32 protein-coding genes are annotated in these 26,125 nt (G+C 40.3%); 20 read left to right on the top strand and 12 right to left on the bottom strand.

Translation table 11 applies throughout. The annotated features are described in order from the left end of the window. Positions 1-23: 23 nt before the first annotated feature. Complete coding sequence (locus B2400_RS05305; RefSeq protein ID WP_149527048.1) at positions 24-377, bottom strand: HesB/IscA family protein; 354 nt, start codon at positions 375-377, stop codon at positions 24-26. 89 nt (positions 378-466) lie between these two features. Between B2400_RS05305 and B2400_RS05300 the strand changes: the two genes are divergently transcribed. From B2400_RS05300 to purE, 9 genes are all read left to right on the top strand, one after another. Further along, on the top strand, positions 467-991 hold the full coding sequence (locus tag B2400_RS05300; RefSeq protein ID WP_187773885.1) for a hypothetical protein: 525 nt from the start codon (positions 467-469) through the stop codon (positions 989-991). Positions 992-1,101: 110 nt separating this feature from the next. Then, positions 1,102-2,373: a serine hydroxymethyltransferase gene (gene glyA / locus B2400_RS05295; protein WP_149527046.1), complete on the top strand. Its 1,272-nt coding sequence runs from the start codon at positions 1,102-1,104 to the stop codon at positions 2,371-2,373. A 238-nt stretch (positions 2,374-2,611) separates the two neighbouring features. Further along, positions 2,612-3,202, top strand: a complete 591-nt coding sequence (locus B2400_RS05290) for an RNA polymerase sigma factor (RefSeq protein ID WP_149527045.1) — start codon at positions 2,612-2,614, stop codon at positions 3,200-3,202. Between the two features lie 212 nt (positions 3,203-3,414). Beyond that, on the top strand, positions 3,415-4,098 hold the full coding sequence (locus B2400_RS05285) for a zinc metallopeptidase (RefSeq protein ID WP_149527044.1): 684 nt from the start codon (positions 3,415-3,417) through the stop codon (positions 4,096-4,098). Between the two features lie 279 nt (positions 4,099-4,377). Beyond that, positions 4,378-5,721, top strand: coding sequence for a signal recognition particle protein (gene ffh / locus B2400_RS05280; RefSeq protein ID WP_293931621.1), 1,344 nt, complete (start codon positions 4,378-4,380; stop codon positions 5,719-5,721). 136 nt (positions 5,722-5,857) lie between these two features. Then, positions 5,858-6,451 carry an NADH-quinone oxidoreductase subunit A gene (locus tag B2400_RS05275; RefSeq protein WP_293931619.1) on the top strand — a complete coding sequence of 198 codons (594 nt, stop codon included), beginning with the start codon at positions 5,858-5,860 and terminating at the stop codon, positions 6,449-6,451. Continuing rightward, complete coding sequence (locus B2400_RS05270; protein WP_149527041.1) at positions 6,448-6,960, top strand: NADH-quinone oxidoreductase subunit B; 513 nt, start codon at positions 6,448-6,450, stop codon at positions 6,958-6,960. Before B2400_RS05275 ends, B2400_RS05270 begins: the two co-directional genes overlap by 4 nt. Before the next feature lie 8 nt (positions 6,961-6,968). Continuing rightward, positions 6,969-8,111 (top strand): 5-(carboxyamino)imidazole ribonucleotide synthase, encoded by a 1,143-nt coding sequence (locus tag B2400_RS05265; protein ID WP_293931616.1) that lies wholly within the window; start codon positions 6,969-6,971, stop codon positions 8,109-8,111. Positions 8,112-8,123: 12 nt separating this feature from the next. Beyond that, positions 8,124-8,624, top strand: a complete 501-nt coding sequence (purE, locus tag B2400_RS05260; protein WP_149527039.1) for a 5-(carboxyamino)imidazole ribonucleotide mutase — start codon at positions 8,124-8,126, stop codon at positions 8,622-8,624. Positions 8,625-8,653: 29 nt separating this feature from the next. Here purE and B2400_RS05255 read toward each other — a convergent pair whose 3' ends face one another. The 4 genes from B2400_RS05255 to bshA form a co-directional block, all read right to left on the bottom strand. Then, complete coding sequence (locus B2400_RS05255; RefSeq protein ID WP_149527038.1) at positions 8,654-9,649, bottom strand: sugar phosphate isomerase/epimerase family protein; 996 nt, start codon at positions 9,647-9,649, stop codon at positions 8,654-8,656. A 180-nt stretch (positions 9,650-9,829) separates the two neighbouring features. Then, complete coding sequence (gene frr / locus B2400_RS05250) at positions 9,830-10,393, bottom strand: ribosome recycling factor (protein WP_149527037.1); 564 nt, start codon at positions 10,391-10,393, stop codon at positions 9,830-9,832. A 31-nt stretch (positions 10,394-10,424) separates the two neighbouring features. Continuing rightward, positions 10,425-11,129 (bottom strand): UMP kinase, encoded by a 705-nt coding sequence (gene pyrH, locus B2400_RS05245; RefSeq protein ID WP_149527036.1) that lies wholly within the window; start codon positions 11,127-11,129, stop codon positions 10,425-10,427. A 53-nt stretch (positions 11,130-11,182) separates the two neighbouring features. Beyond that, entirely contained in the window at positions 11,183-12,331 is a 1,149-nt protein-coding gene (gene bshA / locus B2400_RS05240) for an N-acetyl-alpha-D-glucosaminyl L-malate synthase BshA (RefSeq protein ID WP_293931608.1), read from the bottom strand. A 92-nt stretch (positions 12,332-12,423) separates the two neighbouring features. Here bshA and arfB point away from each other — a divergent pair, with 92 nt between their 5' ends. The 4 genes from arfB to B2400_RS05220 all read left to right on the top strand — a co-directional run bounded on the left by arfB (position 12,424) and on the right by B2400_RS05220 (position 15,273). Further along, a complete protein-coding gene (gene arfB / locus B2400_RS05235) occupies positions 12,424-12,831 on the top strand; it encodes an alternative ribosome rescue aminoacyl-tRNA hydrolase ArfB (RefSeq protein ID WP_293931606.1) in 408 nt (135 codons plus the stop codon). Positions 12,832-13,054: 223 nt separating this feature from the next. Further along, the gene (locus B2400_RS05230; RefSeq protein WP_293931603.1) at positions 13,055-13,426 is read left to right on the top strand and encodes a BlaI/MecI/CopY family transcriptional regulator; all 372 of its coding nucleotides are present in this window, start codon (positions 13,055-13,057) and stop codon (positions 13,424-13,426) included. A 17-nt stretch (positions 13,427-13,443) separates the two neighbouring features. Beyond that, on the top strand, positions 13,444-14,652 hold the full coding sequence (locus B2400_RS05225; protein WP_293931600.1) for a M56 family metallopeptidase: 1,209 nt from the start codon (positions 13,444-13,446) through the stop codon (positions 14,650-14,652). A gap of 135 nt (positions 14,653-14,787) precedes the next feature. After that, positions 14,788-15,273 carry an energy transducer TonB gene (locus tag B2400_RS05220; protein WP_293931597.1) on the top strand — a complete coding sequence of 162 codons (486 nt, stop codon included), beginning with the start codon at positions 14,788-14,790 and terminating at the stop codon, positions 15,271-15,273. An 89-nt stretch (positions 15,274-15,362) separates the two neighbouring features. On the opposite strand, the gene B2400_RS05215 is transcribed toward B2400_RS05220, so the two are convergent. Continuing rightward, positions 15,363-15,638 (bottom strand): chaperone modulator CbpM, encoded by a 276-nt coding sequence (locus B2400_RS05215; RefSeq protein WP_149527030.1) that lies wholly within the window; start codon positions 15,636-15,638, stop codon positions 15,363-15,365. A gap of 3 nt (positions 15,639-15,641) precedes the next feature. Beyond that, on the bottom strand, positions 15,642-16,568 hold the full coding sequence (locus B2400_RS05210; RefSeq protein ID WP_293931593.1) for a J domain-containing protein: 927 nt from the start codon (positions 16,566-16,568) through the stop codon (positions 15,642-15,644). A 224-nt stretch (positions 16,569-16,792) separates the two neighbouring features. Here B2400_RS05210 and B2400_RS05205 point away from each other — a divergent pair, with 224 nt between their 5' ends. Beyond that, positions 16,793-17,347, top strand: coding sequence for a ferritin (locus B2400_RS05205; protein WP_293931590.1), 555 nt, complete (start codon positions 16,793-16,795; stop codon positions 17,345-17,347). 124 nt (positions 17,348-17,471) lie between these two features. Here the strand turns inward: B2400_RS05205 and B2400_RS05200 are convergent, their stop codons facing one another. From B2400_RS05200 to B2400_RS05180, 5 genes are all read right to left on the bottom strand, one after another. After that, positions 17,472-18,257 (bottom strand): hypothetical protein, encoded by a 786-nt coding sequence (locus tag B2400_RS05200; RefSeq protein ID WP_293931587.1) that lies wholly within the window; start codon positions 18,255-18,257, stop codon positions 17,472-17,474. Next, on the bottom strand, positions 18,254-18,613 hold the full coding sequence (locus B2400_RS05195; protein ID WP_293931584.1) for a GntR family transcriptional regulator: 360 nt from the start codon (positions 18,611-18,613) through the stop codon (positions 18,254-18,256). The genes B2400_RS05200 and B2400_RS05195 overlap by 4 nt, the downstream gene beginning before the upstream one ends. Continuing rightward, positions 18,614-19,402, bottom strand: coding sequence for a hypothetical protein (locus B2400_RS05190; protein ID WP_293931581.1), 789 nt, complete (start codon positions 19,400-19,402; stop codon positions 18,614-18,616). It abuts the gene before it with no gap. After that, complete coding sequence (locus B2400_RS05185) at positions 19,399-20,217, bottom strand: ATP-binding cassette domain-containing protein (RefSeq protein ID WP_293931577.1); 819 nt, start codon at positions 20,215-20,217, stop codon at positions 19,399-19,401. Before B2400_RS05185 ends, B2400_RS05190 begins: the two co-directional genes overlap by 4 nt. A 608-nt stretch (positions 20,218-20,825) precedes the next feature. Next, positions 20,826-21,860 carry a hypothetical protein gene (locus B2400_RS05180; protein ID WP_293931574.1) on the bottom strand — a complete coding sequence of 345 codons (1,035 nt, stop codon included), beginning with the start codon at positions 21,858-21,860 and terminating at the stop codon, positions 20,826-20,828. A 154-nt stretch (positions 21,861-22,014) separates the two neighbouring features. Between B2400_RS05180 and B2400_RS05175 the strand changes: the two genes are divergently transcribed. From B2400_RS05175 to accB, 6 genes are all read left to right on the top strand, one after another. Then, positions 22,015-22,665 carry an epoxyqueuosine reductase QueH gene (locus tag B2400_RS05175; RefSeq protein ID WP_149527754.1) on the top strand — a complete coding sequence of 217 codons (651 nt, stop codon included), beginning with the start codon at positions 22,015-22,017 and terminating at the stop codon, positions 22,663-22,665. Between the two features lie 74 nt (positions 22,666-22,739). Continuing rightward, positions 22,740-23,279 carry a YceD family protein gene (locus B2400_RS05170; protein ID WP_149527022.1) on the top strand — a complete coding sequence of 180 codons (540 nt, stop codon included), beginning with the start codon at positions 22,740-22,742 and terminating at the stop codon, positions 23,277-23,279. A 15-nt stretch (positions 23,280-23,294) separates the two neighbouring features. Further along, entirely contained in the window at positions 23,295-23,486 is a 192-nt protein-coding gene (gene rpmF / locus B2400_RS05165) for a 50S ribosomal protein L32 (protein WP_149527021.1), read from the top strand. Positions 23,487-23,591: 105 nt separating this feature from the next. Beyond that, positions 23,592-24,530, top strand: coding sequence for a phosphate acyltransferase PlsX (gene plsX / locus B2400_RS05160; protein WP_149527020.1), 939 nt, complete (start codon positions 23,592-23,594; stop codon positions 24,528-24,530). Positions 24,531-24,535: 5 nt separating this feature from the next. Continuing rightward, positions 24,536-25,525: a beta-ketoacyl-ACP synthase III gene (locus B2400_RS05155; RefSeq protein ID WP_149527019.1), complete on the top strand. Its 990-nt coding sequence runs from the start codon at positions 24,536-24,538 to the stop codon at positions 25,523-25,525. Positions 25,526-25,592: 67 nt separating this feature from the next. Then, on the top strand, positions 25,593-26,078 hold the full coding sequence (accB, locus tag B2400_RS05150; RefSeq protein WP_286651677.1) for an acetyl-CoA carboxylase biotin carboxyl carrier protein: 486 nt from the start codon (positions 25,593-25,595) through the stop codon (positions 26,076-26,078). Positions 26,079-26,125 lie beyond the last annotated feature (47 nt).

Genomic DNA, 26,125 nt, shown 5'->3' with positions numbered 1-26,125 from the left:
TAATGTCTAATATCTAAAAAATGTTATGCTGAGAAGCTACTTCCGCATCCGCAGGTGCTAGTTGCGTTTGGGTTATTGAACGTAAATCCTCGAGCATCGAGACCGTTTTTGAAGTCGATTTCCATACCTGCAAGATAAAGGCCATGCGCTTTGTTCATAAATAAACGGATGCCATGGATTTCATATTCGGTGTCGCCATCTTTCTTTTGATCGAAGCCTAATATATAGCTCATTCCCGAACAGCCACCTCCTTCAACGCCAACACGAAGTCCGAAATCTTCACTGATTTCCTGTTGGTCGATCAACTTTTTTAGTTCTTTTAGCGCCCCTTCAGTAAGTGTTACTGGCGCTACTGCTGTTAAATTATCTGATGCCATATCCTTTCCTCGTATAAATTGTTTAACAAAATTACATATTTTTAGGCATTATTTAACATTTAGGACATTTTTGACAATCAGGTAACAGTATGAGTTTGAGCCCGGAATTAATTGATTTTTTTAAATCATTGTTTGTTGTTGCATTTGGCGTTTTTGCAGGTCTGCTGCTTGCTTTTAGACTAGCATGGCCAAAAATAGAGCGCTTTTTTGTGAAGCTAAACGTCATGAAGCGACCAAAAGCTGTGGGCAAGGAAACCTTGAGAACCTCCGCTTATGAAAGGCTTTTGTTATTAGTGCATCGTATGGATGTGCAACAGGTAATGCAGCGTAATTATTCGAGCGATTTGACGGTAGAGCAGTTTCAGCAGACGTTAATTGGCGATATTGAGGCGGAGTTTGAACATAATTATACCCAACAATTATACGTTAGCGATGCGGCTTGGTTGGCGGTATTGCAATTGAAGAAATATACGGTCGATTTGATTCGAAATACCGGTGCTAAAGTTGGGTCGATTGATGCTTTTGTGGAGGAAGTATTGGCTTATTCTAACCAGAAGGGCGAAAATGTGAACCTGCAAACGCAAGTTTTGTTGAAAAAAGAGCTAAATGCTTAGCAATATCATAATAAAGCAAAATATCTGATAAAAGTTAAGTAATTGATAGTCCAATTCTTTGATATTATCTATATTTGCCGATAATTCTAAATTTGTAAAAATTCCCAAACATGGAAAGAGATCAATCCATTTTTAATCTTATTAACGAGGAGCTTAAACGCCAAGAAGAAGGTATTGAGTTAATCGCATCGGAAAACTTTGTAAGTAAGCAGGTTATGGAAGCTGCTGGTTCAGTATTAACGAACAAATATGCTGAAGGACTTCCAGGAAAACGTTACTATGGTGGTTGTGAAGTAGTCGATAAAATCGAGACAATTGCAATCGATCGCGCTAAAGAATTATTTGGCGCTGAATGGGTAAACGTTCAGCCACACTCAGGAGCGCAAGCGAATGCGGCAGTATTCTTAGCGATCTTGAAACCAGGTGATAAGATTTTAGGATTCGACCTTTCTCATGGTGGTCACTTAACTCACGGTTCTCCGGCAAACTTCTCGGGTAAACTTTACCAACCGTTATTCTACGGTGTAAAAGAAGATACTGGATTAATCGATTACGAAAAATTAGAAGAAACTGCGCGCGCAGAGAAACCAAAGGTTATTATCTGTGGTGCGTCAGCATACTCACGCGATTGGGATTACGCTCGTATCCGTAAGGTAGCTGATGAAATCGGTGCTCTAGTTGTTGCTGATATTTCTCACCCTGCAGGTTTGATCGCTCGCGGATTATTGAACGATCCACTTCCTCACTGTCATATCGTAACGACTACGACGCACAAGACATTACGTGGTCCTCGTGGTGGTATGATCATGGTGGGTAAGGATTTCGAAAACCCTTGGGGCATCAAAACTCCAAAAGGCGAGATCCGTACGATCACGCAGTTATTAGACTTAGCGGTATTCCCAGGTACGCAAGGTGGTCCATTGGAGCATACTATTGCGGCTAAAGCTATTGCTTATGGCGAGGCGCTTTCTGATGACTATTTGACATACATCAAACAAGTAAAACAAAATGCTGCAGCGTTAGCTCAGTTCTTTGTAGAGAAAGATTACAAGATTATTTCTGGCGGAACAGACAACCACTTGATGTTGGTTGACCTACGCAATAAGGATATTTCAGGTAAAGAGGCAGAAGCAGTCTTAGGCTTAGCCGGAATTACGACCAACAAAAACATGGTTCCATTTGATACACGTTCGCCGTTCGTTACATCGGGTGTTCGTTTCGGAACTGCTGCTATCACGACTCGTGGTATCGGTGAAACAGAGATTGTACAGATCGGTGAGCTTATCGATGAGGCCCTAACTAGTAGAAACGACGAAGCTGCGCTAAATCGTATACATGGAAAGGTTAAAGAGATGATGGCTCAATTCCCTTTATATAAATAGTGTAGAGGTATATTTTACATAAAAATGGCTTCAAATGATAAATTTGGAGCCATTTTTGTTGTTTAGTATAATGTGAAGAAATGTTAAAATCAACCGTAACTTTTTGAATACTCAGAATTTTTAATTCTCTTTGATTTAGTATAAATAATAACAAATCGCCTATCGAAACACGAATACGCTTTAAAAAATCATTACAAGTACATAGCAGATACTCTAGCATTTTTGTGGAGGAATAATTATGAAACTATTGAATAAGAAAAGTGACCAACAACTGGTTCAAGCGTACGTCAAAGGCGAAGAAAGAGCAATACAGGTTTTATTAGAACGATATAAAACTAAAATCTATACCTCTATTTACCACCAGGTAAAGGATCAATACCTTGCAGAGGATATCTTTCAAGAGACTTTTATTAAAGTGATCAATACTTTAAAGGCTGGTCGCTATAATGATGAGGGTAAATTCTTGCCTTGGGTGATGCGTATTGCACATAATATGGTCATCGACCATTTCCGCCGCGAGAAAAGAGCCCCAAATATTGTCAATAACGATGGATTCGATATCTTCGAAGTCCTACAGTTCTCCGATGACAGCGTTGAAACTAAAATGCTGAAAACCCAAAGAGACATAGATCTCAAAAAAATCATACAATTGCTTCCTGATGATCAGAAAGAGGTGTTAATCATGCGCCTGTTCTGTGATATGAGCTTTAAAGATATTGCCGATATCACTGAAGTCAGCATCAATACCGCTTTAGGCAGAATGCGCTATGCATTAACCAACCTGCGCAAGATGATCGAAGAGAACAATTTGATGTTTCAATTGAATTAGATACTAGACATAAGATATTAGACATTAGACTTTGGCGGGTTAGCAAGTAGTATTTAGTGGCCTTGTTAATATCATATATGCAGAGTCTAATGTCTTATGTCTAATGTCTAACATCTTTTAAAATGTCATTTTGTCTTTTATTTCCGAAAATCAAGGTTTGGAATTAGATTTGATGGGTATTAGTAAATTAGAAAATTAAAGAAATACAATAGATGTACTGGATTATTTTTATTGGAATTATGTTAGTGAGCTGGATAGTCCAGTTCCGTTTCAAGAGTAAGTTTAAGAAGTATTCGGAGATGCCGTTATCGTCGGGGTTGTCTGGTGCGGAGATTGCGCAAAAGATGTTGAACGAGAATGGTATTAATGATGTACAGATTATTTCCGTGGAAGGTCAATTAACTGACCACTATAACCCTGGAAATAGAACTGTTAATTTAAGTCCTGAGGTTTATCATGGACGTTCTGTTGCTGCGGCGGCGGTTGCTGCACATGAGTGTGGCCACGCAGTGCAACATGCGACAGCATATAATTGGTTACAGTTCCGTTCGGCGATGGTGCCGTTGGTAAGTGTCGCCTCGCGCTTGACTTCATGGGTATTGTTGATCGGTGTGATGATGATGGCATTTTCAGGTAATTACATTGTTCTTGCTGTTGGGGTAGGGGCATTGTTCTTAACAACCCTATTCAGTTTCATTACGCTGCCGGTAGAGTTTGATGCTTCGGCAAGAGCTTTAGCGTGGTTAGATCGTTCTGGAGTGACACACAACACTGCCGAGCATGATGGTGCGAAAGATGCGTTAAAGTGGGCAGCGATGACTTATGTTGTGGCAGCTTTGTCAGCATTGGTGACTTTGTTGTACTACGCTTCGATTTTGTTTGGAAGAAGAGACTAATCAGATTAGTCAAAGAATATAGCGATGGGATGGAAGCAATTTCATCCCATTTTTTCTGAATTGTCTATTTAGAGCGTTCATCAAGAACTTTCATCGCCGTTGATGTTTCAATGGAGACATTAAAGTTTTTTCTGAATAGGTGATAAGGGAAGATATTCAACAGGATTACGCTATTTCAGGGATTCGACCTAATCATTAAAGTTTATTGCGGATGGATTTCCTTTCAATAGGATTTCGTACATTTGCACAATTAGCAACAGGATTTCAAGAGATTAAACGATGTTTTCAAATCTACAGGATAAATTAGACAGAGCCTTTAAAGTACTTAAAGGGCAAGGTAATATTACGGAAATTAACGTAGCAGAGACGATGAAGGAAATTCGCAAGGCCTTATTAGATGCCGATGTGAATTACAAGACTGCTAAGACTTTTACAGATGACGTTAAGCAAAAGGCTTTAGGGCAAAATGTATTAACTAGTATCTCTCCGGGTCAGTTATTGACGAAGATCATGAACGACGAGCTGACCGGGTTAATGGGCGGTACAGTTACAGAGCTTGAGATTACAAAGAATCCTACTGTCATCTTGATCGCTGGTTTGAACGGTGCGGGTAAAACGACCTTCTCCGGAAAATTGGCGAACTTCTTGAAAACGCAGAAGAACAAGAAACCTTTATTGGTTGCAGGCGACGTTTATCGTCCTGCCGCTATTGATCAATTGGAGGTATTAGGCCAACAAGTTGGTGTTCCGGTTTTTGTGAATAGAGAATCTACCGATCCAATCGGTATTGCCGTTGCGGGTGTTGAAGAAGCTAAACGCAATGGAAATAATGTAGTCATCATCGATACTGCTGGTCGCTTAGCAATTGACGAGGCGTTGATGCAAGAGATCACAGCGGTTAAGGATGCTACGCAACCACATGAGATTTTATTCGTTGTTGACTCGATGACGGGTCAGGATGCGGTAAACACGGCTAAAGCATTTAACGATCGCTTAGACTTTACCGGGGTTGTATTAACGAAATTAGACGGTGATACGCGTGGTGGTGCTGCGCTTTCGATTAAGTCGGTTGTTAACAAACCTATTAAGTTTATCGGTACGGGTGAGAAGATGGAAGCATTGGATGTTTTCCACCCAGATCGTATGGCTTCTCGTATTTTAGGGATGGGTGACGTTGTTTCCCTTGTGGAGCGTGCTCAGCAACAATTTGACGAGAAACAAGCGGCAGAGTTGCAGAAGAAAATCCGTAAGAATAAATTCGACTTCAACGACTTCAAGTCCCAGATTCAACAAATCAAGAAGATGGGTAATATGAAGGATTTGATGGGGATGATTCCGGGGGTTGGAAAAGCGATCAAAGACGTGGAGATTGATGATGATGCGTTCAAACCTATCGAAGCGATCATCGATTCAATGACTCCTTTTGAGCGCGAAAATCCGGATGCAATCGATCAACGTAGGAGAATGCGTATTGCGAAAGGTTCCGGAACAGATGTCAATGAGGTTAACAAGTTGATGAAGCAATTTGGCGATATGCGTAAGGTGATGAAGCAAATGTCGAACCCTGCCATGGCTGCCAAAATGATGAGAAACATGCCTAAGATGCCTGGAAAGCCATTCTAGAAAATGATGAAAAAGGAGCGGCAAGTTTAGCGTCGCTCTCCTGATATAAGAAAAGGGCATTCAGCAGGATGCCCTTTTTTATGTTTCTAAAGCTTTGAGGCTACTAAATGCTAGAATTAATTCTTAGTTTTGTAAAATGGACGACCCCGCACAGATATCAGAATATGGCAAAATCCTACTAATGGCTATAGTAGGGATGCTATTGGTATGTGCTACAATCTTTCTGGCGTACGTCCTTTCGCCTAAGAATCCTAATCCACTAAAATTAAGTACCTACGAATGTGGAGAGGAAAGTGTTGGAACTTCCTGGATTCAATTCAATCCGCGTTTCTACGTCATCGCGCTGATCTTTCTGCTCTTTGATGTGGAACTGATCTTCATCTTTCCCTGGGCTACCGTGTTTGGCAATGCTGACTTTATTGCTGCCGATGCGCGCTGGGGCTGGTTTACACTGGTTGAGATGGCTATCTTTATCGGTATCTTGATCGTAGGATTAATCTACGTTTGGAAAAGTGGGGATATCAGCTGGATCAAGCCACAGCATAAAACGCCTAGCGTTTCTGTTAATATCCCAAGTTCAGCCTATGACAAACTTAATCAGCAAACGTATGCGGTGAGGGATTATAAGGAGCCTTTAATTGAAGAAGTAGAAACCGTTGTTAGCACTACAGCTACAGCGCCTAAAATAGGATTTAAACCTAAATTCAAGAAACCAAGTTCAGAATCATGAGTCTAGACCAGCGTCTGCAACAAAATAATGGCGTCATTATCGCTAAGATGGACGATCTATTGAATTGGGCCAGGTTGTCATCCATGTGGCCTATCAGTTTCGGTATTGCATGCTGTGCGATCGAAATGATGGGGGCTATGGCGGCTACATATGATTTAGACCGCTTAGGGGTTTTTCCACGCCCTTCGCCAAGACAGTCCGACGTGATGATTATTGCCGGAACGGTTACTTTCAAGATGGCAGATCGCATCAAGAAGCTTTATGAGCAGATGCCTGATCCAAAGTATGTGATTTCGATGGGTTCTTGCTCTAACTGTGGAGGACCTTATTGGCAACATGGTTATCATGTGGTTAAAGGTGTGGATAAGATTATCCCTGTTGATGTGTATGTGCAAGGCTGTCCGCCTAGACCGGAGGCTTTGATTGGAGCTTTCTTAGAATTACAAAAGAAAATTGATGAACAGTCTTTACTGAAAGGGGATATTTTTCCCGTTGCAGTAGAGCAATAGAATAAAATATGGCAAAAGATTTTTATGGGGATTTACGCTTAGGGATTCTAGGTGGCGGACAATTGGGCCGTATGTTGATCCAAGAAGCAATAAATTTTAATGTAAACATCCATGTGCTAGATCCAGATCCTAATGCACCATGTAAGCGCCTTTGTAACCAGTTTGAAGTTGGTTCGTTGGGAGACTATGATACCGTGTATAACTTCGGTAAGGATTTGGACATGATTACGATTGAGATCGAGAAAGTTAATGTTGATGCATTGGAAGCTCTGGAATCGGAAGGCGTCATTGTTTACCCGCAAGCGCGTGTAATTCGTTTGATCCAAGATAAAGGGCTTCAGAAACAATTCTTCAAACAGAATGATATTCCAACATCAGCATTTCAGTTTATATCGAATAAAGATGGCTTAGCGCAATCACATCTTCCGTTGCCTTTTATCCAAAAGCTTAGAAAAGATGGATATGATGGTAAAGGCGTAAAGAAAATCAATTCTTCAGCTGATTTTGAAACGGCTTTTGAGGAACCAAGCATTGTAGAGGAGTTGGTTGACTTTGAAAAAGAAATTGCTGTGATTGTTGCTAGAAACGACCGTGGTGATATTTCGACCTTCCCAATGGTGGAGATGGAGTTCAATCCGCAAGCGAATCTTGTTGAGTTTTTGATATCTCCGTCGACTTATTCGGCAGATGTTCAAGAAAAGGCAGAGCAAATCGCGAAGAAAATTGCTAATGATTTACAGATTGTTGGTCTATTAGCTGTGGAGATGTTCTTGACGAAAGATGGCGAGATTCTCGTGAATGAGCTAGCGCCAAGACCGCACAACTCTGGACACCAAACCATTGAAGGAAACTACGTTTCCCAATTCGGTCAGCACTTGCGCGCGATCTTTAATCTTCCATTAGCAAATACAGAAGCTCGAGGAAATGCCATCATGATTAATCTTCTGGGAGAAGAAGGCTACGAGGGATTAGCAGAATATGAAGGGCTAGAAGAGGCATTGGCAATAGACGGTGTCTATATTCACTTATATGGTAAGAAATATACGAAACCGTTCCGTAAGATGGGACACGTTACGATTGTGCATGAAGACCGTGCAACAGCCATTGATAATGCGCGTAAAGTTCAGAATTTAATTAAAGTTATTGCTTAAAAATAAGATATAATGAGTAATCCAAAGATTGGAATTATCATGGGCAGCAAGTCGGACTTGCCTGTGATGCAAGATGCGGTTGAAGTATTAAAATATTTAGGAGTCGATGCTGAAGTAACGATTGTATCAGCACATCGTACGCCAAAGCGTATGTTTGATTATGCGGAACAAGCAGCTAGCAGAGGACTTAAAGTTATTATTGCCGGCGCTGGCGGTGCAGCACACTTACCAGGTATGGTTGCTTCGATCACGCACCTTCCAGTAATTGGTGTACCGGTAAAATCATCAAACTCAATTGACGGTTGGGACTCCGTATTGTCTATCCTTCAGATGCCGAATGGTATTCCTGTTGCGACAGTAGCTTTGAATGCCGCAAAGAATGCAGGTATCCTTGCAGCACAGATATTAGGAACGCAAGACGACACTGTAGCGCAGGCGCTCATTAAGTTTAAAGAAGAGTTGAGAGATAAGGTCGAAGAGACTGCGAGAGAAGTAGAACAATTAAAATTTTAAATAGAAAAGGCGGGTTATCCCGCCTTTTTCTATTTAAATGTCTTTTGCATATAGTCATAGCTTTTCTTGACACTCGCGTATTTATCATCCGAGTAAATGTCATCTTGCTCAATGAAAGCATACTTGAGTCCGCTCTCATTGGCGAACGAAGCCAAGTTTGGAAAGTTGATACTGCCAGAACCAACCTCAGTATATCGAATGGTCTTCATGACCTCTTCAAAGTTTAAGGTATCACGTTTGCCGGTCTTCGGGTCGAACTTGTTTTGTTCAATAGGGTTCGAGAATTGTCTGTCCATATCTTTCACATGCCATAGCGGAAAGCGCCCTGGGTATTTCGTGAAATAAGTCTGCGGGTTTTCTCCCGCTTTATTGATCCAGTATAAATCGAGTTCAAAGCATACGAGGTCAGGCTCTGTGAAGGCTAGGATAATATCCAGCCCTTTTGTACCATTGCCGAATTCTTTGAATTCCCAAAAGTGGTTGTGATAGCCAATTTTGATACCTGCCTTTTTCGCCATCTCGCCTGCCTTATTTAACTGTTCAGCGATATATTGGTAAGCAGCAACATCTAATTTATTGAGGTTGTCCATCGGTGGAACCGGGGCAATGACATACTCTTGCCCTAGGTTATGTGCAATCTCGATGTACTTCTCGATGTTTTCTTTGTCGTTATGGTCTTTACTTAGGTATTTACCCATATCGTAATGACCACTATGTGTGATGAGGTCATTGTCATTTAATACCTTCTTGAAATCATCGATCGAGAGTCCCCAGAACGAGTTGTTCGCCAGATCCACTCCAAAGGTTTCCACATGCGTATATCCGAGCTTAGAAACGTTCTTAAGGACCTCTTTCGGGTCCTTTGCTAAAAGATCACGAAGTGTAAAAAGTTGAAGTCCTATATTTTTAAGTGGCGATCCTGATGCAATGTTGGTTCCTTTGCAGGAAAAAAGATGAGGGGCAAGAAGTCCTCCCATGACTCCTAAGCTAGCTTGCTTAAGGAAATTACGTCTTGACTGTGTCATACTTACAATAAGTTTGTTGATTGAAGATAAGTATTATTTTAATAAAAACTTCATGTTTCTATGTAAACAGCAAAAGGTATGAGAGTTCTTGAAGACATTTGAAAGCTGATGCGCATCGAAAAAAAAGAGGGATTCCTATTAGAAATCCCTCTTCATGTATGTTAAAGGTATATCCTGAGACTATACAGTCATGATATCTTTTTCTTTTAATTCAGCTAGCTGATCAACTTTTACAATATATGCATCAGTTAATTTTTGTACTTCGCCTTCACCAGCTTTGATTTCATCTTCAGAAGCGCCGTCGTTTTTCAATTTCTTGATTGCTTCGTTAGATTCTTTACGGATGTTACGAACTGTAACACGACCTTTCTCTGCTTCTTCCTTTACTTTTTTCACTAGATCGCGACGACGTTCTTCTGTCAATGGTGGAACCACCAAGCGAATGATATTACCGTCGTTTTGAGGATTCAAACCGATGTTTGAGTCCATAATTGCTTTCTCGATCGCAGAAAGTAAAGACTTTTCCCATGGCTGGATAACGATTGTTCTAGCATCAGTAGTATTGATGTTACTCACCTGCGACAATGCTGTTGCAGATCCGTAGTAATCTACGAAGATTCCATCAAGCATGCCTGGGCTAGCTTTTCCAGCGCGTATTTTTGTAAGTTCAGACTCGGTATGCGCGACTGCTTTAATCATTCCTTCTTTGCAATCGTCCAACTGAAGTGAAATTAATTCGTTCATATCTTGAATATAATTTATCGTAAAAAATAGATTAGCTTACAATAGTACCAACGTGCTCGCCATTTGCTAGCTTCATTAAGTTGCCAGGCTTATTCATGTCGAATACGATGATTGGTAAGTTGTTTTCTTGACATAATGTGAAAGCTGTCATGTCCATTACGTTTAATCCTTTTTCATACACTTCTGTGAATGAAATATGATCAAATTTCTGAGCATTCGGGTCTTTCTCAGGATCTGCAGTGTAGATTCCATCTACGCGTGTTCCTTTCAATACAGCATCTGCGTTGATTTCGATAGCACGTAATGAAGCAGCTGTATCAGTAGTGAAATAAGGGTTTCCTGTTCCGGCACCGAAGATAACGATACGTCCTTTTTCTAAGTGACGGACCGCTCTTCTACGAATAAATGGTTCGCAAATCTGCTCCATTTTAATCGCGGTTAGTAAACGGGTTTTCATTCCTTCTTTTTCCAAAGCATCTTGCAAAGCCATACTGTTGATTACGGTTGCTAACATGCCCATATAATCAGCTTGTACACGATCCATTCCTGCTTTTTCAGCGCTTAAGCCACGGTAAATATTACCACCACCGATTACGATAGCGATTTCCATGCCTAGACTATGAAGTTCTTGAATGTCTTTTGCGTATTGCTGAACGCGATTAATGTCGATTCCGTAGCTTTGTTCACCCATCAAAGCTTCTCCGCTGAGTTTTAGTAGGATGCGTTTGTATTTCATATTTGATTTTTGGAGTATTTCCAAAAGCCAAAGATAGGATTTTTTAACATCGGTTAAACAGTTTTATTCTGATTTTTTAACGATTCGGTTACTTGACGGTAAAACTCCTCATACTTTGGAACTATTTTACTAAGTTCAAAATCCTGTGCTCTCACCAAGGCATTCGCCTTAAATTCAGCAAGAGTCGCATCGTTTTCAAGAATATGAATCGCATTTTTTGCCATATCATCGATATCTCCGATATCGCTTAGGAATCCGCTGAAGCCCTGCTTATTTAATTCCGGCAAACCGCCAGTATTTGAGGAAATAACAGGAACTTTGCAGGCCATAGCCTCTAATGCAGCTAGTCCGAAACTCTCTGAACCAGAAGGCATCAAAAACAGATCGGAGATCGATAAGATCTCTTCGATAGCATCTTGTTTCCCTAAGAAACGGATCACATCGCAGATCGCTAGGTCGCGGGCTAATTCCTCTGCATTACGACGCTCCGGACCATCCCCAACCATCAATAATTTACTTGGAATAACCTTGTTCACTTTCTCAAAAATGCGCACAACATCTTCCACGCGCTTTACTTTCCGGAAATTGGAGGTATGCACCAATATCCGTTCGTTGTTCGGCGCAATGGCTTTCTTAAAATGCTCATGATTCTTATTGCTGAAGCGTTTAAGATCGATAAAGTTGGGTATTACTTGAATATCTTGTGTGACGTCGAAGTACTGCAGCGTCTGTTCTTTAAGATTATCTGAAACGGTCGTCACGCCATCCGATTGATTGATCGAGAAAGTGACAACCGGGCTAAAGCTCTTGTCCTTGCCTACCAGCGTTATATCTGTGCCGTGCAATGTCGTTACGACAGGTATATCGATTCCATAGGTCTTTAGGATCTGTTTTGCAAGGAAAGCAACTGATGCATGTGGAATTGCATAGTGCACATGCAATAGGTCTAATTTTTCAAAACGAACAACATCAACCATCTTGCTGGCCAGTGCTGTTTCGTAGGGAGGGAAGTCAAATAATGGATATTGCGCCATAGAGACTTCGTGATAAAAAAGGTTTTCGGAGAAGAAATCCAAACGGGCAGGTTGGCTATATGTGATGAAATGTACCTGATGCCCTTCGTTGGCTAATGCTTTTCCTAATTCTGTGGCAACCACCCCACTTCCACCAAATGTTGGATAACAGACAATTCCTATCTTCATACGTTTCGTTTTCTTCCATAAAGATAATGATGCTTTTATAAATCCGCATTAATATTTTTTCGACAGGCAGAAATATTCTATTTTTATTACAAATGGATGAACAAACAACAAAACTGATCGAGGAGCTTCAATTTAAAACATCAAGAGCGGGCGGAAAAGGAGGGCAGCATGTCAATAAAGTTTCTTCTAAGGTTATGCTTATTTGGAATGTTGATGCTTCTTCTATTTTTACCGACGAACAAAAGACCTTGCTCAAAGAGCGTTTAGCTAATCGAATCAATAAAGAAGGCGAACTATTGCTTGATGCTTCAAGTGATCGAAGCCAAATCAAGAACAAAGAAATCGTAATTGAACGATTTCTGAATATTCTGGATGAAGCATTAAAGTTAGATAAACCTCGTATTCCGACAAAGATTCCCAAATCTAAAATCATAGCCCGACTAGATCGTAAAAAAATGCAATCCGATAAAAAAGCGGATAGGCGATGGCGGCATGAGTAGCAAATTCCAATCATTCAAAACTCACATTTCTCTCCCTTGGAATAAGCTGTTACAGACTTAATATGTCTTTTTGATGAATTTATAGTCTTTATTTACAGCATGTTATTCTTAAATCTTCCTTTTATAACTAATAATTTAGTTGTATAACTAAATTATTAGTTATACCTTAGTCTTATAATCGATTATAGGCAATATTGTCTTTTTATAATTTATCAATACCAGTATGGACGAATTAAAAGAACTTACGAAGGCTGAGGAGCAAATCATGCAAGCGTTGTGGGATCGTGATGGTGGATTTGTGAAAGAGATCATCGACATGCTTCCAGAGCCGAAACCTGCTTATAATACTGTTTCAACCATCATTCGGATTCTTGAGACCAAGGGTTTTGTGGATCACGAGTCTTTTGGGAAGAGCCATCGCTACTTTCCGAAGATCCAAAAAGAAGAATACAAGAAGTTAATCACAGGAAAACTCTTGCAAGGTTATTTTGATAATTCAGCCAGCAGCATGTTGTCTTTTTTTCTAGAAGAAAAGAAGCTCGACGTCAAGGACATGGACGAAATCTTGAAATTAATACAGAAGCATAAATCTTAAACCCAAATACTTGAGCCATGCTATACTTAATTCTTTCAAATATAGCGCTGATCGTCTTTTTCCTAATCTACTGGTTAGGACTACGAAAGCTAACATTTTTCCAATGGAATCGTTGGTTCCTATTGGGCAGCTTGTTCGCCGCATATCTCATTCCCATGGGACTTTACGTACAAGTACCTATGCCGGAGATGATGATTGTAGAAATCCCCGAAATAACGATCGGGGCAAATCAACAAGCTATTGAAGCCGATAAAGTATCAACTGATCAATGGGACATTCTGAGCTTCCAAACATTAAATGCAATGTATTGGCTTGGGGTTGCTATGTTCAGCGCTTGGTTTCTCTACCGAATTGTGGCATTATTGAGAACGATAGGGGCAGGGTCTGCCAAAGGCAGTTTTTCATTCTTTGGAAAGATTGTGCTAAGCAAGGAATTACAAGACGAAGATTTACAACAAGTGCGCAATCATGAGCTTGAACATGTCAAACAAGGGCATTCGCTGGATATTATCCTATTAGAGATCTTTAGGCTTTTCAATTGGTTTAATCCGATCTATCCTATGTTGATTCGGGAGATGAAATTTGTTCATGAATGTATTGTCGACGAAAAGAATGCCGACAATAAAGTTGCCTATGCAGAGCTTTTGCTGGCCCAGGCAATGAATACCAAAAGCGCCTTGCTACAACATGAGTTTTCCAATAATTCATTATTGAAAAATAGAATCACTATGTTATTTAAAGAAGAAACAGCCTATAAATTTAAGGCGATATACCTATTAGCCCTACCTGCAACCCTATTTATGCTTTTCCTTGTGGTAAACTGTAAACAGGAAGAACAGAAAACAGAACCTCCGGTTGAAGAGATCACTTTGCTGGATTTACCAGAGGAAGAAAAATTTGAGGGGTCACTTATTGACAATCCCGAGATACTAGCTGATTATCCCGGTGGCATCGATAATTTCCGGAAATTTGTACAAGAAAAGTATACTTATACGCAGGCTGCGATTGATGCCGGTGTAAAAGGAAAAATAGTCGCAAATTTTATCATTGGTTCAGATGGAGCGATTTCTAATATTATCATCACAGAAGATTTAGGGCATGGAACCGGTGAGGCATTGATTGCGGCGATTGAGAAAGCGGAGAAATGGAAGCCTGCTATTCAAGACGGAAAACCCGTAGCCTCCCGCTTTATGATCCCGTTAAGATTAGATCTTACCCAACAATAGTAGACTAACCCTTTTGGGTTGGTTTGACTCTAGAACCTTTCTGGTGCCTATTTTAGGTCTTTGAATAACAATTAGAAGACCTAAAATAGGATTATAATATGAATCTTGGTATTTTAGTATCAAACCATTTAGATTATGAAAGGGAGTATATTAACTTATTTATTATTTTTTGGATTGGCATTTACTCATGAAGTTAAATCTCAGGAGGTCGACACATCGATTATGATCGTTGACGCCATTGATCCCAACGTTATTTTTGATCAACAGTCGGCGCCCCTAAAGGGAGAAAAGGCGTTTAGAAGAGATGTCAATTCAAGCTTTACAATTCCAAAAGCAGTCATTAACTCGGGAAGAAGCGGGAAAATTGAAGCCGCTTTTTTAGTTGATACGGCGGGCGTAATTACCGATGTGGTTATTTTGCAAGATATCGGTAGTGGTAGTGGTGAGGCGCTTGCTAGAGCTATTAGTAAAGCGGGGAAAAGGCATAAATGGGTTCCAGCGGTTGTGGATGGAAAGAAAGTGAAGGTAAGACACACTATTCCAGTGACTGTTAATCTTAATTCTCAATCGAGAACACAATCAAATCAAAGCAGTATTAGAAATATGTCTGGCAACTTTTAAATGAGTACTAGCATCATTGCTATTTCTTCAATAAATCGAAAAGACTGAAGAGCCCTTTAAAGGGGCTCTTTTGTATTTCTCTACGCTGATCAAGCCCCCCCTTTTAAAAACCTAACCTCTCGTTGTAATTTCTCGATACGATCGATCAAATTCTGTACGACTTCGATACCCTGCACGTTAAGTTCTAGTTCATAATGCCAGTTTGAGAAGCGTTCTATCTGTGGTATTTGCTCCTCTTCAATAAACTCCGTTTCCTCTTCGATGATAATTTCAATCAGGCCATTCTGGTGCAATTCCTGAATAAAAGTCCGTTCAATCTTATTCGATCGGCAGATATCAATCACCTTAAATAATGTCTTTTCCATAGCTTACTTTGTTGAGTCTGCAAATTGTTGAACAAGTTTCTTTTGTTCATCAGTCAAATTTGTCGGAAGTTTCACGTGAACCTTAGCATATAAATCGCCAAACTCACCATCCTTTTTATAAACCGGATATCCCTTACCTTTTAAACGTATCTTTGCTCCGTTTTGTGTTTCTGCCTTAATCTTTACGTTGATTTTGCCCGTCAGGGTATTTACGATGGTCTCTCCACCTAATAGCGCCGTCGCTAAATCAATGGATATATTGGTATAAAGATCATTCCCCTTCCGTTGGAAATTAGGGTCCGCTTTAATGCTGAACGTGATGTATAAGTCGCCGTTTGGCCCGCCATTCATTCCTTCGCCGCCCTGACCTTTCAACCGAATCTTCTGTCCGTCTTCCACGCCCGCCGGGATCGTGATACGAATATTCTTTCCATTCACAGTGAAGGTCTGCTGATGCGTCTGCGAAGCTTGCAAAAGAGTCAATTCTAAACTTGTGTTATAGTCTTGCCCCCTAAAGCCCGCAGATCTGCGATTGGAGCTGCGCCCCGAAAAGCGACTGCCAAAAAGTTCTTCAAAGAAATCCGAATACTCGCCCGTGTCATAATTACCGTCGTAGTTGAAATCATAGCTCTGGAACGGATTCTGTCCAGCTCGCCCAGCATTCGAACGCGCATACTGCTGCTGCGCCTTTTCATACTCTTCACCATGCTTCCAATTTTCGCCATACTGATCGTATTTCTTACGCTTGTCCGGATCGGTCAGCACTTCGTTGGCCTCATTGATTTCCTGAAATTTCTTCTTAGCCTCCTCGTCATTTGGATTCAAATCAGGATGAAACTTGCGGGCAAGTTTTCTATATGCTTTTTTGATGTCCTCCTGGCTGGCTGTTTTATCCAATCCTAATACTTTATAGTAATCTAAAAACGCCATATATCTAATTGATTTATTTTAAAACTTTCATGTTTCCATCGCAATACCAGCAAGTTTGAGTTCCTTGATGGCCATTGAAAACAGACGCTCTCTTAAAAAACAAGTAGTCTGTGCAATTGTTTCTTTGGGTTGAAATCAAATTTACAACCTTCGTAGGGATTAAAAAAGTCTAAAAAATGAAACAATATAAGATGCCTACTGTTGATTAATAAAAAGCTGAAGCTATGAACACGAATAGACTTTCAAAGGCGATGGAAACATCGCTGATTAAACAGATGACAAAAGAAAACCAAGCCTCACAGATTTATTTGGCTTTGGGGATTTGGGCCGATACAAAAGGTTATGGTGGTATTGCAAATTTTCTTTTCCGTCATGCGCAGGAAGAGCGGAATCATATGATCAAGATTATGATGTACATTCTGGAGCGTGGGGGAGAGCCAAAGGTGGAAGCGGTCGAGGCACCAAGCAAATTGCCGAAAACAATTACCGAATGTTTCGATATGGTTTTCGAGCATGAGGTGGATAATACCAATGCTATCTACAATCTGGTTAATCAGTCGATGGATGAAAAGGATTGGGCAACTTGGAACTTTGCGCAGTGGTTTGTGAAGGAGCAGATTGAAGAAGAAAAACTAGCGCTTCAATTAATCGATAAATTGAAGATTGCGGGTGGCGATCGCGCAACAGATGAGTCGCTATTCTCTTTGGATAAATTCTTAGAAAACGCACCGGATGAAGTGACTTTATCCAGAGAGTCGACTGCTGATAATCCAGAATAAAGAAGTTCTATATTAATCTTAATAATAGGGTTGGGCGCTTGCGTCCAACCCTATGCTTTTTAAAGACTATTAAACAAATTTATCAATCTACTGATAAGTCGGATGATAAGATGAGGGTTCATAGCTATTGTTTTTTGACGTTTCGCTCGTTGTAGTAATCCGTATTTCCGGTCAATGTAAGTTTCCCGAAGGTCTTCAATCCTGCGGGATGAATAATATTACTGCGACCCTCTAATGCAATGTTCGCCGTATCGGCAACATTTGATTCTATCAAATCTAAGCGTGCGTTATTAAGAGTGGCGTCGAATGTAGCGAATGATAGACCTTCCAAACGAATAATGGATTTTTCCATTCCTAGCAGTTTGAACTTTGGGTCTAAATTATTTCGATTGTCGGTCGCCCCCCGAAGATCTACCTGAGCGCCTTTGCCCACGGTTACTTTGCTGAGACCGTAGAACACGCTGTCCGCCGAATGGATAGAAAGGGTGCCTCTGATATTGTTTAACGCAATGGTTTTGATGGATAAACTATCCACATCAATCTCAAAATTATCTGTACTCAGACCGCTCAGCGTGATCACCATCGTGTTTCCTTCGACAACAGAGTTTATTTCTTTTTTATAATAATAATTTGACATAGAAATCTCGTTTCTCCCGTTCTCTGTGACACGCACGAAGGTGTGGTTTTTCAAGCCCTTGCCGTTGATCACAATATGTTTAATGTTGCCAAGAGAAATCGGCTCTGCCGTTTCAGGCTCGCCAAAGCGCATCATAAAGGCTGAAATTGGATCCGCCGGTTCCTTTGTAATCTTGTCTTTAACAAGGATGCGACCTGTTATCGGGCGAAAAATAAAAAAGCAAAGGAATAAGGTTAACCCTGTGACGATAATTATAATGGTGGACTTTTTCATAATTCTATAGCGTTATATAAGGCGGTTATTTCATCGATTGATATGTTTAACAATTTTGCTGTCTGCAAAAATCGTGGCGCTTCTTGTTCCAGAAAGCTTTCTTTCCGTAGGCCGATAATTCGGTCTTGAGCGTCTTCTGCAACAAAAAAACCTAAGCCTCTTTTATTGAAGATGATTTCATCCTGTTGCAGTTTTTCGTAAGACCGCATGATGGTATTCGGGTTTACCTCCAAAGTTGCGCCCAGGTCGCGAACTGAGAGGATTTTTTCCCCAGCGGCCCATTCCTTTTTCAGAATCTTTTCCATCACTAGATCGATGATCTGTTGATAGATGGGTTTATCATTTGTAAACTGCATTTAAACCTCCTTCTCTTTTAATAAAAAATAAAAACCCACGTAACATGCTATTGATGCTAATAAATAAAGGATAATCGGGAATAGCTCTACATAGGATTCGTTGTTGATATAGTAGGGATGGCCGGACCATACCTTGTTCAGGAAGTAGATACCGATAGTCATTAAGACCGTGATAATTCCTATAAATTTCAGTAGGCTATATTTTCTGAAATAGAGAAGAGCATATAGATGCAGTGGCAACAAGACAAAAAAGAATAACCCAATCTTCATTAAGGGGTAATTAATGTTGGCGTTATTTAGTATGCTGTTTTCACGTATTCCTTCGTATAGATAACCCAATTTATCAAACGCTTCTGTACATACCTCTAGATAGCGACTTTGAAAATAAACTTGTGTCAAATAGTTTAGCAAAATAATGATCAATAGGTTCGCTACGTAAATGATTGCCGCTGTAATCAAATACGATAAAAACCGTTGAGCAGGACTTACCGGAAGGGTCAGTTCATAGAATCTATAGTACAATTTCTGAAGTAATAGTAGATGTACTAACGGTAATACGAATACAAGGACAATGCTGGGTTCGAAATAAGAATAGCCTGCCAATTGCATAGCAGCATTGTAATCTACAATTCCCGCGTCGCTGATTGTAGCTTCCATCAACTCAAATGAATGGTTCCAGGTCAGCAAGAATAACCCAACAAATCCAATTATTGCAAGCAATGGAATGGAGATTAGCAAGTACCGATTACCTAATAAGATGGTTTTTGAATATAATAGGGAGGTTCTCATAGTTCTACAGTTTGGTTTGATTGAGTAAAAGCATTAAACAGGAATTCAATATCGAGTTTTGCCTCGTTTGGCGCCGTCGTTTTAACAAGATGGACTGCTCCATCAAATTCCTGTTGGCTATAGACAATTTCATCTTCCGGTTCCGGGGTTCTTGTGATGCTATATTCTTTTGATAAGTCAAATAGGTTCGCATCGATAAGTAGCTTGCCCTCGTTTAAGATCAGCAGATGGTCGAACAGATTATCGACGTCTCGAATTTGGTGGGTAGCAATCACAAAGATCTTTTCAGTCGACATTGACTTGGCCAACAATTTTCTGAAGATTCCCTTAGAAGGAATATCAAGGCCATTGCTTGGTTCGTCCATCAGCAATACCGACGTGTTGCAGGCTAATGCAAAGGCGAGATGCACTTTGCGATGTTGGCCTAAAGACAGTCCTCGTAAACCATTTTCGATAGGAATATTGAATGACTTCAGGTTGTTGATATATTCCTGATGGTCATATCTGGTATAGAAAGCTCCATATATCTTTCCGAAAGCTTCAATATTCATGTCAGGTAGCTTGCTGCTGTCAGCTAAGTAGAACACCTCGTTATAATATGCCGCAGAACGATCAGCGCTCTTCAATGTTCCGAAAAACACATTCCCCTCTTTTGGCAGTAATAAACCGACCATCAATTTTAACAAAGTTGTTTTGCCTTCGCCGTTCAAACCTAAAAGTCCGTAGATATGACCGGGTTTTAGCGTTGTGCTGATTTCCTCTAGCACCCGCTTCCTCTTTTTGTAGGAATAAGATAGTGATTTGATGCTCAACATAATTTAAGTTTTAGTGTATTAATGAACTAATACACTACAAATGTAAAAAATGAATTTGTAAATGCAAGAAGAAAATAAAAATAATGTAGTGAAACAGCTTGTTTCAGGATGAAAGAACGCATCTAACTATCAACGTTCAGTCAATGACCTTTAAATGCCAATATAAAGCCCAATCAAACCCAATCCCGAGCGCTTATGATTTGGGTTTGTATTGGGTTTGAAAGGGTTTTAAAAGGGCTTTACGTCGAAGAAGTTTCGAAAAGGTCTTATACAAAACAGAATCAATATATCGGCTAAATGAAAACAATAATGCAAACAACTATATAGGCAGTAAATAGGACGAAAGCGTAGAGCCCTTTCACTAAAGGGCTCCCACTATGTATTCCAAAATGCCTTCCTATATTGATCCCTATCACGTATTCCACATTGTATTCCAAAACGTAATTCCTCTACCGAGTCCTCGATGAATTCCATAGTGTACTCCATGTTGGGATCCAACGACGGCTCCAACCACGCATTCCACATAGCATTCCCCTTTGCATTAAAATTATAGGCAAAAAAAAATCCAGCATGATTGCATGCTGGACTGTATCGTTATAGAGATTTTCCTATCGCGAGTCTAAAGACAACCCAACAGGTGTTGATGCACCATTGCGATAAGAGAATTCGCTATCTGGTTTGCTGTCTCCTTCGGCCGTTTTTAAGAAACGATATACTTTCTTAGCTCCTGGATCGGCAACATACAGATATTTAGAGTTTTCTTTGAAATCTAGGGCGACATCTGACGGACGTATCAATCCGGTATTTGGACCGGTGATGATGCGCGTAGGAGTAATATTGCCACCATTTTTTGCTAACTCAGAAAAGTTTTCAAATAGAAGGATTCTCCCGGTTGATGTGGTTCCTGATGTCGTATAGTCGGTTAATGCTAGGGTATTGTTTACCGTGTCAAGCGACATCCCTTGAATATTGTGCGTATCCGCAATACGAAGGGATCTCGTAGGTTTAACATCGTTGTAGAGTGTATCTGTTCTGCGAGAAATTAGTCCTTCATAAATATCGACCCCACCGTTCGTTCCGTTTCGAGATACATAAATGATGTTGTTGTGAATGGCAAGTGCCCACGGCAAGAGCTCGTCTTCAATGATGAAACGGCGCGACACTTTCATATACCCCGTTCTATTCTTCGGTATATCGTATGATATGATTGTCGATGAAGAAACATCTATACCGAATAGTACATCTACGCTGGGATAATATACTAAGCCTGTTACTTTATTGGCATGTTTGTTATCGATCTTTCCATTATTAGCTAGGTTGCCTTCGGGGCCTACCATAAAGATCTGTAAGCTCGTGTCGGATACAACTTGATTAATAGAGCTCATAAATACACGCTGCGCGGCAGGACTGAAGCTGATCGCATTGCCTCCGAAAGTACGGGATTGAAATGGCTGAAAGTTATTAACATCGGCAAAATTTGTCGAGTCTGCTCGTTTGATCACGCCAATGTTGGTAGGGCTCGCTACTTGCGGATTGGTAGAATAATCAGAGAATGAGATATACAATCTAGAAAAATCTCTATTTACGAAAGGTTCGTCATCATCACGCTCGCAAGCAACAATTCCGATTAGTGTTGTTATCATAGCTAGCGCGAAAATCCATCTTAAGTTCATGTTTCTTTATTTTATTACAAATGTAAAAATTTATCGCTATTCAGGCGCAGATGGAAGCGTCAAGAAATGTTAATTTGATTAAATAAAGGTATTTATGTAACATTGCATGATTGAATTGAATGCAATGGATAATAAAGAATTTGTAAGGGAGAAGTTGGAATTACCCAACGAAGGGAAGAAACTATTGCTACATTCCTGCTGTGCACCATGTTCGGGGGAAGTGATGGAAGCGCTGGTTGCTTCGGACATTGAATTTACGATCTATTTTTACAACCCCAACATCCATCCACGCAAGGAATATGATTTACGCAAAGAAGAGAACATTCGATTTGCGGAAAAGCATAATATTCCCTTTATCGACGCGGACTATGATGTAGACCATTGGTTTGAACTTGCTAAAGGTATGGAAAACGAGCCAGAGCGCGGTATTCGTTGCACGATGTGCTTTGATATGCGCTTTGAGAAGACTGCGGAGTATGCCGCGGCGCATGGCTTCGATGTTATTTCCAGTTCCTTAGGTATTTCGCGTTGGAAAACGATGAGCCAGATTAATGATTGTGGGGTTCGTGCAGCGTCGCGTTATCCTGACATGGAATACTGGACCTTTAATTGGCGTAAAAAAGGAGGCTCGGCGCGTATGCTAGAAATCAGCAAGCGCGAACGCTTCTATATGCAGGAATACTGTGGTTGTGCCTACTCGCTTCGCGACACGAATAAGTGGCGTATGGCGAATAATCGCGATAAAATAGAATTAGGAAAAAACTATTACGAATAGGTATAAGGATTTTTTAAAATAAATTTCGTTTATACTTTATTAATCGTTATTTTTGCAGGCTCAAATGCAGGATTGTGAAGTATCTAAAAAAATATAGAATACCATTTTCAGGTCTTTCGACAGGTAAACACAGTTTTGACTTTGAAGTAGATGAGAAGTTCTTTGCTTGTTACGAACATTCCTTGATAAAGGAAGGAGACCTAAAAGTTGTAGTTGAACTACAGAAACAGGAGAATATGCTGATTGCCAATTTTGATATCAAAGGCAGCATGAAGCTTACTTGTGACGTTTGTTTATCTCAATTTGACGCTCCGATTCATATTCAAGAGCGCGCTCTGATTAAGTTTTCGGAAGAAGATTGGCAAGACGATACCGAAGAGGTCGTTATGTTATCTAAAAACGATTACGAACTAGACATTGCTCCGTTGCTATATGAATATATCAATGTTGCTGTTCCGCCATACACTAAATGTAGTGAGCAGGGCGAAAACATCAGCTGCGATCCGGAGATGTTGAATATGATTCAAAACGAGCAAGACGAAGAATCATCAATAGCGGACGATGAGAACATCGATCCACGTTGGGAAGCATTAAAAAATATTAAGAATAACTAAAACGAGAAATACGAGATGGCACATCCAAAACGTAAAACTTCTAAATCTAGAAGAGACAAAAGAAGAACACACTATAAAGCTGAGTTACCTAGCTTAACAGTTTGTAAAGAAACTGGCGCGGTTCATACACCACACCGTGCTTACACAGTAGACGGTAATTTATACTACAACGGTAAATTAATTATCGAAAATACTGCTACTGTCTAACGATATCATTCAGAATAAACATCCCAAAAAAGTGTAATATTTTATATTATTCACTTTACTTTGGGATGTTTTTTGCGTATTATTGAATATTCTAAATAATTACGAATGAAGATTGGATTAGACGTATTGGGGGGAGATTATGCACCGGACTCAAATATCAAAGGTGCTATCGAAGCTCAACAATTGCTAGACGAATCTCAACGCATAGTGTTATTTGGCGACGAAGAAGCCACCAAAAAAGCTATTGAAGCGGCGGGATCCGACCCCTCAAAATTTGATTATGTTCATGCTCCTGAAAATATCAGCATGCACGAACATCCAACCAAAGCTATCACACAAAAACCCGATTCATCCATTGCAAAAGGTTTTGAATTATTAAAAAACGGTGAGATAGACTCTTTCTCTTCAGCTGGAAATACCGGAGCCATGTTAGTTGGCGCTATGTTCAGTGTCAAGACCATCCCGGGAGTGCTACGCCCCGCAATTGCTACCAATGTTCCTAAATTAAAAGAAGGATTCGGAATCCTGCTTGATGTTGGTGCAAACGCAGACTGTAAGCCTGAAATGTTGAACCAATTTGCGTTGCTTGGTAGTTTATATGCCGAGCATGTATATGGCATCCCAAGCCCGAAAGTTGGTTTACTAAACATTGGCGAAGAAGAGGAAAAAGGAAATAACCTAACTGTTGCAACTTACCCATTATTAAAAGCAAACAATAAGATCAATTTTATTGGAAACGCAGAAGGCCGTGACTTGTTCACTGATCATGCGGACGTTGTCGTTTGTGATGGTTATACCGGGAATGTGGTTCTAAAACTTGCTGAGTCGTTTTATGTGGTTACCTTGAAAAAAGGGATGAAAGATCCTTTTTTCGATCGCTTTAACTACGAGCAATATGGAGGAAGCCCTATTCTAGGTGTAAATGCTCCAGTTATTATTGGCCATGGTATATCAACTCCTGAGGCTATTAAAAATATGGTTTTATTGTCAAGAGATATGATTGCTTCTCAATTTATCGAGAAGATCAGATCAGCTTTTAATTAATTGATATGTCGAAAATTCATGCGGCGATAACCGCTGTAAATGGTTATGTTCCGGATTATATCCTTACCAACAAAGAGTTGGAAACCATGGTTGATACCAACGACGAGTGGATTGTAAGCCGCACGGGTATCAGCGAGAGAAGAATTCTAAAAGATCCGAATAAAGCGACTTCTGATTTAGCCGTTCCTGCAGTAAAGGGTCTTCTAGAAAAAAGAGGAATCTCTGCAGAGGATATCGAATTGATTATTTTCTGTACCAGTACACCAGATATGTTGTTTCCAGCGACTGCGAATATCCTCGCAGATAAGATTGGAGCAAAAAATGCGTGGGGATATGACCTACAAGCAGCATGTTCGGGTTTCTTATTTGGATTAACTACCGGTGCTCAGTTCATCGAGTCGGGCAAACATAAAAAAGTATTAGTTGTTGGTGGTGATAAGATGTCATCGGTTGTCAACTATACCGATAGAAATACCTGTATTTTATTTGGCGATGGATGTGGATGTGTGTTATTAGAGCCGGATACAGAAGGAAATGGACTTCAGGATTCTATCCTGCGTACTGATGGTTCGGGCGGACAATACCTGAACATTAAAGGTGGTGGTTCATTACACCCCGCGAGCCACGAAACGGTGGATGCAGGATTGCACTATGCTTACCAAGAGGGACGCACAGTATTTAAGTTTGCCGTTACAAATATGGCTGATGTTGCTGCTGAAATTATGGATCGTAACAACCTAACTGCGAATGATGTAGCTTGGTTAGTTCCACATCAGGCAAACAAGCGTATTATTGATGCGACAGCAGAGCGCGCTGGATTGCCAGAAGAAAAAGTAATGGTGAATATCCAGAAATACGGAAATACAACAAGCGCAACGATTCCTATGTGTTTATGGGAATGGGAGAGCAAGTTGAAAAAAGGCGATAATTTAATCCTAGCGGCCTTTGGCGGTGGATTTACTTGGGGTTCCGTTTATTTAAAATGGGCATACTAATCTCCGGGATTTTATTACCTTTACAGTTAACAATTTTTTCACATTAAATAAACTAACCTACTAGCATATGAGTATGGATATTAAACAAATTCAAGATTTAATCAAATTTGTTTCGAAATCGGGTGTTAATGAAGTTTCTATCGAAGAGAAAGATTTCAAGATCACTATTAAAACAAATCAAGAACCAACTTACGTTACAGCTTCAGTTCCTGCAGTAGCGCCAGTTGCGGCTCCAGTAGCGGCAGCACCTGCGGCGGCTCCGGCAACGGCAGCGCCAGTTGCAGCAGCGCCAGCAGCTGATGATGAATCGAAGTATATCACGGTTAAGTCTCCTATCATCGGTACTTTCTACCGTTCTCCAGGTCCGGATAAAGGGTCATTTGTGAATGTTGGTGATGAAATCGCTCCTGGTAAAGTATTGTGTATTGTAGAAGCGATGAAACTTTTCAATGAGATTGAGTCGGAGGTTTCTGGTAAAATCGTGAAAATCTTAGTTAATGATGCACAACCTGTGGAATACGATCAACCATTATTCTTGGTAGATCCTAGCTAATCTGTCGTCTGCTCGCAGACATTATTGCTCAGGATTAAAGTATTACA

This window comes from Sphingobacterium sp. UBA6645, from assembly GCF_002455685.1.
In the GTDB taxonomy this organism is placed as follows: domain Bacteria; phylum Bacteroidota; class Bacteroidia; order Sphingobacteriales; family Sphingobacteriaceae; genus Sphingobacterium; species Sphingobacterium hotanense.
This window is presented reverse-complemented; position numbering and strand designations above follow the sequence as displayed.

Excerpts from the sequence above, each read along its gene's own strand:
- ffh (WP_293931621.1), top strand. The coding sequence starts at position 4,378 with ATGTTTTCAAATCTACAGGATAAATTAGACAGAGCCTTTAAAGTACTT.
- purE (WP_149527039.1), top strand. The coding sequence starts at position 8,124 with ATGAGTAATCCAAAGATTGGAATTATCATGGGCAGCAAGTCGGACTTG.
- B2400_RS05265 (WP_293931616.1), top strand. The coding sequence starts at position 6,969 with ATGGCAAAAGATTTTTATGGGGATTTACGCTTAGGGATTCTAGGTGGC.
- B2400_RS05270 (WP_149527041.1), top strand. The coding sequence starts at position 6,448 with ATGAGTCTAGACCAGCGTCTGCAACAAAATAATGGCGTCATTATCGCT.
- arfB (WP_293931606.1), top strand. The coding sequence starts at position 12,424 with ATGGATGAACAAACAACAAAACTGATCGAGGAGCTTCAATTTAAAACA.
- B2400_RS05230 (WP_293931603.1), top strand. The coding sequence starts at position 13,055 with ATGGACGAATTAAAAGAACTTACGAAGGCTGAGGAGCAAATCATGCAA.
- B2400_RS05200 (WP_293931587.1), bottom strand. The coding sequence starts at position 18,257 with ATGAAAAAGTCCACCATTATAATTATCGTCACAGGGTTAACCTTATTC.
- rpmF (WP_149527021.1), top strand. The coding sequence starts at position 23,295 with ATGGCACATCCAAAACGTAAAACTTCTAAATCTAGAAGAGACAAAAGA.
- B2400_RS05255 (WP_149527038.1), bottom strand. The coding sequence starts at position 9,649 with ATGACACAGTCAAGACGTAATTTCCTTAAGCAAGCTAGCTTAGGAGTC.
- B2400_RS05220 (WP_293931597.1), top strand. The coding sequence starts at position 14,788 with ATGAAAGGGAGTATATTAACTTATTTATTATTTTTTGGATTGGCATTT.
- B2400_RS05155 (WP_149527019.1), top strand. The coding sequence starts at position 24,536 with ATGTCGAAAATTCATGCGGCGATAACCGCTGTAAATGGTTATGTTCCG.
- frr (WP_149527037.1), bottom strand. The coding sequence starts at position 10,393 with ATGAACGAATTAATTTCACTTCAGTTGGACGATTGCAAAGAAGGAATG.
- B2400_RS05225 (WP_293931600.1), top strand. The coding sequence starts at position 13,444 with ATGCTATACTTAATTCTTTCAAATATAGCGCTGATCGTCTTTTTCCTA.
- B2400_RS05190 (WP_293931581.1), bottom strand. The coding sequence starts at position 19,402 with ATGAGAACCTCCCTATTATATTCAAAAACCATCTTATTAGGTAATCGG.
- B2400_RS05205 (WP_293931590.1), top strand. The coding sequence starts at position 16,793 with ATGAACACGAATAGACTTTCAAAGGCGATGGAAACATCGCTGATTAAA.
- B2400_RS05195 (WP_293931584.1), bottom strand. The coding sequence starts at position 18,613 with ATGCAGTTTACAAATGATAAACCCATCTATCAACAGATCATCGATCTA.
- B2400_RS05305 (WP_149527048.1), bottom strand. The coding sequence starts at position 377 with ATGGCATCAGATAATTTAACAGCAGTAGCGCCAGTAACACTTACTGAA.
- accB (WP_286651677.1), top strand. The coding sequence starts at position 25,593 with ATGAGTATGGATATTAAACAAATTCAAGATTTAATCAAATTTGTTTCG.
- B2400_RS05185 (WP_293931577.1), bottom strand. The coding sequence starts at position 20,217 with ATGTTGAGCATCAAATCACTATCTTATTCCTACAAAAAGAGGAAGCGG.
- B2400_RS05275 (WP_293931619.1), top strand. The coding sequence starts at position 5,858 with ATGGACGACCCCGCACAGATATCAGAATATGGCAAAATCCTACTAATG.
- B2400_RS05300 (WP_187773885.1), top strand. The coding sequence starts at position 467 with ATGAGTTTGAGCCCGGAATTAATTGATTTTTTTAAATCATTGTTTGTT.
- B2400_RS05285 (WP_149527044.1), top strand. The coding sequence starts at position 3,415 with ATGTACTGGATTATTTTTATTGGAATTATGTTAGTGAGCTGGATAGTC.
- B2400_RS05210 (WP_293931593.1), bottom strand. The coding sequence starts at position 16,568 with ATGGCGTTTTTAGATTACTATAAAGTATTAGGATTGGATAAAACAGCC.
- B2400_RS05290 (WP_149527045.1), top strand. The coding sequence starts at position 2,612 with ATGAAACTATTGAATAAGAAAAGTGACCAACAACTGGTTCAAGCGTAC.
- plsX (WP_149527020.1), top strand. The coding sequence starts at position 23,592 with ATGAAGATTGGATTAGACGTATTGGGGGGAGATTATGCACCGGACTCA.
- bshA (WP_293931608.1), bottom strand. The coding sequence starts at position 12,331 with ATGAAGATAGGAATTGTCTGTTATCCAACATTTGGTGGAAGTGGGGTG.
- B2400_RS05215 (WP_149527030.1), bottom strand. The coding sequence starts at position 15,638 with ATGGAAAAGACATTATTTAAGGTGATTGATATCTGCCGATCGAATAAG.
- B2400_RS05175 (WP_149527754.1), top strand. The coding sequence starts at position 22,015 with ATGGATAATAAAGAATTTGTAAGGGAGAAGTTGGAATTACCCAACGAA.
- pyrH (WP_149527036.1), bottom strand. The coding sequence starts at position 11,129 with ATGAAATACAAACGCATCCTACTAAAACTCAGCGGAGAAGCTTTGATG.
- B2400_RS05180 (WP_293931574.1), bottom strand. The coding sequence starts at position 21,860 with ATGATAACAACACTAATCGGAATTGTTGCTTGCGAGCGTGATGATGAC.
- glyA (WP_149527046.1), top strand. The coding sequence starts at position 1,102 with ATGGAAAGAGATCAATCCATTTTTAATCTTATTAACGAGGAGCTTAAA.